Source organism: Amnibacterium sp., assembly GCF_025463795.1.
Classification (GTDB): Bacteria; Actinomycetota; Actinomycetes; order Actinomycetales; family Microbacteriaceae; genus Amnibacterium.
In genome coordinates, this window is record NZ_JAODBE010000075.1 from 1 (window position 1) to 5,308 (window position 5,308).

A 5,308-nucleotide genomic window follows, 5' to 3' on the forward strand; every position below is an offset into this window, starting at 1 on the left:
GCCGAGGACCCGGCGCTGCTCGGTGCGAACACCTCCGTGCTCGACCGGCTCGAGCAGGACTTCCGGCTCGTGGACGAGGCGCATCAGAAGTCCAACGCGAAGCGGCTCGCCTGGCAGCTCGCGGACGCCTGGCGCCTCGGCGTCACCGACTGGGGGGGCGAGGCGGAGGGGCTTCGGCAGCTCCTCCAGGCGAAGTGCGACGACCCTGTGGTGCTGAACCGCGAGGCGCCGCACCTGCTGAAGCTGCTCGCGCCCGTGTGGCTCACCTCGCCGTACGAGGTGCACGAGCTCGGCGACGCCATGCATTTCGACGCGGTGTTCCTCGTCGACGCCGGCGCACTGAGCTTCGCGGAGGGGCTGGGCGCCATCCGCCGGGCCCGCCAGGTCGTCGCGTTCGGCGACCCGGTCACGCAGACGCCGATGCCGTTCGACATCGCGGTGCGCGAGACCGAGAACCCGCCCGAGACTCAGCGCCGTCTCGACGAGCGGCACGCCGACTCGGTCTTCGCGCGGATCGCGGAGCTCGTGCCGTCGTTCGAGCTCACGACCAGCTATCGGGCCGGCGGTGAGGACCTCGTCGAGCTCGTCAACCGGCGCTTCTACGAGGGCCGCATCGAGAGCGTGCCCTGGGCGGGCACCTTCCTCGGCCACGGCAGCCTCGTGCTCGACTACGTCGACAACGGCCACGGCCTGCCGGACGCGGAGACCGGCACGGTCGAGGCCGTCGAGCCCGAGGTGCAGCGGGTGGTCGATCGGGTGCTCGACCACGCCACGAACCGGCCCCGCGAATCCCTGATGGTGATCTCCGGCAGCGCGAAGCACGCCATCCGCGTGCAGCAGGCGGTGATGAAGGCGCTCGTGCGGCGCGGTGACCTCACCGACTTCTTCCTCCGCGACGCGGCCGAACCGTTCATGGTCGTCCCGATCGCCGAGGCGGTGGGCCACAGCCGCGACCGCGTCATCTTCAGCGTCGGCTACGGCCGCACGCCGCACGGCCGGACCCTGTCGACGCTCGGACCGCTCGCGAAGCCGGGCGGCGACCGGCTGCTCGCCGCCGCCGTCACCCGCGCACGCCGGTCGCTCGCGATCGTGTCCTGCTTCCGGCCGGAGGACCTCGAGGCCGAGCGGATGCCCCGCGGGATCGCGGCCCTGCAGCGGCTGCTCGCGGACGCGGAGGCGCGCGTCGCGGAGGATCCGCTGGACGACGACCGCGACGCGATGCTCGTCGACCTCGCGCGGCGCCTGCGCGCGCACGGGATGAAGACGTCGCTCGGGTACCACGGCAAGCTGCCGCTCGTCGCGTCCTTCGGCGCCCGCGCGATGACCGTCGAGACCGACTCGACGATCGGCGCGCCCTCGCTCCGGCAGAGCCTGCGCCTGCGGCCGGAGATGCTCAAGCGGCTCGGCTGGCACTACCTCCGGGTGCACAGCTTCGACCTGTTCTCCGACCCGGACGCCGTCGCGCAGCGCATCGCCATCGCGCTCGGGGCACGGGAGCCCTCGCCGCTGACCAACACGGTCCCGGTCGTCGAGGTGAACACCTGACCGGACGGGGCGCGCGGCATCGCCGCGTGCGCACGGAGCCGGCGCCCGGATCCGATCCCGCGCCTGCGGGCGAGACGCCGCTGGCCGGCGAGGACGAGCCCCACGCCCGGGGTGATGGCCCGGATGCGAACGACGACCGCCTGAAGGCGGACAAGCCGCCCCACTGGGGCTGACCGCGCGTCGCGTCCGTGCGAACCTCCCCGGTCCGGCAGGGCCCGTGGGCCCAGGAGATGTCGCATCCGCCGGACGGCGTCGTGCGGTTCCGCGCCTCGCGGTGCGGAGGCGCTACCCCGCGGGGGCTCGGTGGGAGCCGTGGCCAGGGGGGAGGGTGTGGTCGCCCTCGGGGCTCGGGCTGCCGGCGAGCAGGTCGCGGATCTGGACGAGCAGCTCCGTCTCGGTGGGGGGAGTGGCGGCCGGCGTCGCCGTCGCCTCCTGCTGCTTCCGCGCGAAGGCGCGCTTCATCGCCCAGTTCAGCGGCACCACGAAGGCGAAGTAGACGACGGCAGCGACGATCAGGAAGTTGATGATCGAGCCGAGCACCGCCCCGAACCGGAGGCCGCCCGCGGCGCCGTGGACCCACGGCAGATGCACGACCAGAGCGTTGTCGAGGCTGCCGGCGTTGAAGATCGCCGCGATCAGGGGGGTGATGAGGTTCGTGACGATCGAGGTGACGATCGCGGTGAACGCGGCGCCGATCACCACCGCGACGGCGAGGTCGACGACGTTGCCGCGGAGGACGAAGTCCCGGAAACCCTTCACGCGATCTGTGTAGCAGAGGGCTCGGACGGGTCGCTGCCCGGGAAGTCCCGGGCCGCGTTGCGATCCGGTCTCGACGTGCGGCTCAGGACGCGGGTGCGGCCGCCGGCTTCGCCGCGGGCTTGGACTCGGTCTTCGGCGCGGAGCCGGCGTCGGTCTTCGCCGGCGCGGGCGAGCTCGAGTCGGACGAGCCCGTGTCGCTCTTCGCGTCGGCCGGCTTCTTCTCGCCCGCGCGGGAGTCCGTGCGGTAGAAGCCGGACCCGTTGAACGTCACGCCGACGGAGCCGTACTGCTTCCGCAGGGCGCCGCCGCAGGTCGGGCAGACGGTGAGGGGCGCGTCGCTGAACTCCTGGTGCACCTCGAGGGGTGTCCCGCAGTCGCGGCACTTGTATGCATATACGGGCATGAAGGTCAGATCCTCCGTCGGCGGGCCGAGCGCGTGGAGAACTCCACGGTCCTCGTGGGGGTGATCACACCGTCGAGCGCCTGGTCGTGGCGTTCTCTGGGCACCTCGTCCACGAATTCGGAGTCGAAGACTACCCCGTAGACCGGCGGGCACCGTTCCATCGAGCCGAGCGTCTTGTCGTAGTAGCCGCGTCCCCAGCCGAGCCGCATCCCGCCCCGGTCGATGGCGGCCGCCGGCACGACGATGAGATCGACGTCGTTGATCGCGATGGGGCCGAGCGGTTCGCCGACCGGCTCCGGCATGCCGTAGAGGCCGATGTACTCCTCCTCGCCGGGCGTCGCCGTCGTCCAGTCGAGGAGGCCGTCCTCGCGGCTGATGGGGAACAGCACGCGGATGCCGTTCGCCCGCGCCCAGTTGAGGTAGGGCCGGGTGTTCGGCTCGTCGGCCGCCGAGAGGTAGCACGACACCGACGTCGCCCCCAACCGCTGCGTGAGCTCGGTGAGCCGGGCGGTGAACCCGTCGGTCGCGGACTTCCGCTCCGGGCCCGTGCGGTTGCGCCTGCGCTCCCGGAGCTCGGCGCGCAAGGCCCTCTTCTGGTGGGTCGGATCGGCGCCCATGCCCTAATCCTAGAAAGCCCGCTCCGATAGCCTTGCCCTCATGGCCAACATGATCACGAAAGCGGTCATCCCGGCCGCCGGTCTCGGTACTCGCTTCCTCCCCGCGACGAAGGCGATGCCGAAGGAGATGCTCCCCGTCGTCGACAAGCCCGCGATCCAGTACGTGGTCGAGGAGGCGGTCGCCGCGGGTCTCCACGACGTGCTCATGGTCACCGGACGCAACAAGTACGCCCTCGAGAACCACTTCGACCGCGTCTACGAGCTGGAGGCGACGCTCGAGCGCAAGGGCGATCACGCGAAGCTCCAGCGGGTGCACGAGTCGACGAACATCGCCGACATCCACTACTTCCGGCAGGGCGACCCGCACGGGCTCGGTCACGCGGTGCTCCAGGCCCGCATGCACGTCGGGCACGAGCCGTTCGCGGTGCTGCTCGGCGACGACCTCATCGACGAGCGCGACCCGCTCCTGCCCCGGATGATCCAGGTGCAGCAGCAGCGTCGCGCCTCCGTCGTGGCGCTGCTCGAGGTCGACCCGGAGCAGATCCACCTCTACGGCGCCGCGAAGGTCGAGCCGACGGAGGAGGAGGACGTCGTGCGCGTCACGGGCCTCGTCGAGAAGCCGTCGAAGGAGAACGCGCCCTCGAACCTCGCGATCATCGGCCGGTACGTGCTGCGCCCCGAGGTGTTCGACGTGCTCGAGCACACCGGCCCGGGCAAGGGCGGCGAGATCCAGCTCACCGACGCGCTGCAGAAGATGGCCGAGGCGCCCGAGTGGACGGGTGGCGTGTACGGCGTCGTCTTCCGCGGGCGTCGTTACGACACGGGCGACAAGATCGACTACATCAAGGCGATCCTGCAGCTCGCGACCGAACGCGAGGACCTCGGCCCGGAGCTGCGGCCCTGGCTGAAGCAGTTCGCCGCCCACCTGGACTGAGCGCGACCGACCGATGCCGATCCCGACGCTGACGAGCGGATCCGTCGGCATCCGACCCATCCGCCTGCGCGACGCCCGAGCCGTCGAGCGCGAGCTCGTCGAGGGCCGCTCCTGGATGCGCGAGTGGGAGGCGACGAGTCCCCGCGGCTCGATCGGTTTCGACACCCGGGGCAGCATCCGGGCCCTGCAGCAGAACGCCCGCAACGGCCAGGGGCTGCCGTTCGTCATCGAGGTGGACGGCGAGCTCGCCGGGCAGCTGAACGTCACGTCGATCTCCTACGGCTCGCTGTCGTCGGCGACGATCGGCTACTGGATCGCCGAGCGGTTCGCGGGCCGCAACGCGACGCCGACGGCCGTCGCGCTCGCGACCGACCACTGCTTCCAGGCGCTCGGACTGCACCGGATGGAGATCTGCATCCGGCCCGAGAACGCGAAGTCGCTGCGGGTCGTGGAGAAGCTCGGCTTCCGGTACGAGGGGCTGAAGCGGCGCTACATCCACATCAACGGCGACTGGCGTGACCACTTCTGCTTCGGGCTCGTGACCGAGGAGGTGCCGGGCGGTGTGCTTCGCCGGTGGCGCGAGGGGAACGTGCCGCCCGGCTCGGCGACCGTGCCCGAGGCCGACCGGGAGCTCGCGAGAACGCCCTTCCCCTGACCCCACCCGGATTGGGGCGGGACGCGCCCGGTGTGTCGCGGTGCGCGACACGCCACCATGCGCTCCCACTGCGGCACCCGGCTGGACCCTAGCGTTCGTGATATGGCGGGCGGATTCGGTGGCGGGGCGATCATCGCCTTCGCGGCCGTGCTGTGGCTGCTCTACCTCGCGCCGACCTGGCTGCGCCGCAGGCAGTACCTGACCACCGAGCGGACCGCGGTCCGGCTGCAGCAGACGCTCCGCATCCTCGCCGAGACGGCGGAGGTGCCGGACGAGGTGCGGGCGGAGGTGTCGGCCCGGAGCGTCGCCGAGCAGCACCGTGCGCTCCGCGATGCGGCACGGCAGGCGGAGAGCGTCGCGCGGCCCCGCGAGACGGCCGCCGAGCGCACCCTCGC

General features: G+C 71.8%; 6 protein-coding genes and 2 pseudogenes. 5 read left to right on the forward strand and 3 right to left on the reverse strand.

The window, feature by feature from the left end:
• A pseudogene (locus JWQ92_RS07375) lies at window positions 1-1,545 on the forward strand (AAA family ATPase); the annotation flags it as partial.
• A gap of 26 nt (window positions 1,546-1,571) precedes the next feature.
• Window positions 1,572-1,718, forward strand: a complete 147-nt coding sequence (locus JWQ92_RS07380) for a hypothetical protein (protein WP_297343821.1) — start codon at window positions 1,572-1,574, stop codon at window positions 1,716-1,718.
• Between the two features lie 112 nt (window positions 1,719-1,830).
• Here the strand turns inward: JWQ92_RS07380 and mscL are convergent, their stop codons facing one another.
• The 3 genes from mscL to JWQ92_RS07395 form a co-directional block, all read right to left on the reverse strand.
• Window positions 1,831-2,304: a large conductance mechanosensitive channel protein MscL gene (gene mscL, locus JWQ92_RS07385; protein WP_297343822.1), complete on the reverse strand. Its 474-nt coding sequence runs from the start codon at window positions 2,302-2,304 to the stop codon at window positions 1,831-1,833.
• A gap of 82 nt (window positions 2,305-2,386) precedes the next feature.
• On the reverse strand, window positions 2,387-2,707 hold the full coding sequence (locus tag JWQ92_RS07390) for an FmdB family zinc ribbon protein (RefSeq protein WP_297343823.1): 321 nt from the start codon (window positions 2,705-2,707) through the stop codon (window positions 2,387-2,389).
• A 5-nt stretch (window positions 2,708-2,712) separates the two neighbouring features.
• Complete coding sequence (locus JWQ92_RS07395) at window positions 2,713-3,324, reverse strand: 5-formyltetrahydrofolate cyclo-ligase (protein WP_297343824.1); 612 nt, start codon at window positions 3,322-3,324, stop codon at window positions 2,713-2,715.
• Window positions 3,325-3,364: 40 nt separating this feature from the next.
• Here JWQ92_RS07395 and galU point away from each other — a divergent pair, with 40 nt between their 5' ends.
• The 3 genes and pseudogenes from galU to JWQ92_RS07410 form a co-directional block, all read left to right on the forward strand.
• Window positions 3,365-4,258 (forward strand): UTP--glucose-1-phosphate uridylyltransferase GalU, encoded by an 894-nt coding sequence (galU, locus tag JWQ92_RS07400; protein ID WP_297343825.1) that lies wholly within the window; start codon window positions 3,365-3,367, stop codon window positions 4,256-4,258.
• Window positions 4,259-4,271: 13 nt separating this feature from the next.
• Window positions 4,272-4,913 (forward strand): GNAT family protein, encoded by a 642-nt coding sequence (locus tag JWQ92_RS07405; protein ID WP_297343826.1) that lies wholly within the window; start codon window positions 4,272-4,274, stop codon window positions 4,911-4,913.
• A 102-nt stretch (window positions 4,914-5,015) separates the two neighbouring features.
• Window positions 5,016-5,308 (forward strand): annotated as a pseudogene (locus tag JWQ92_RS07410) (hypothetical protein); the annotation flags it as partial.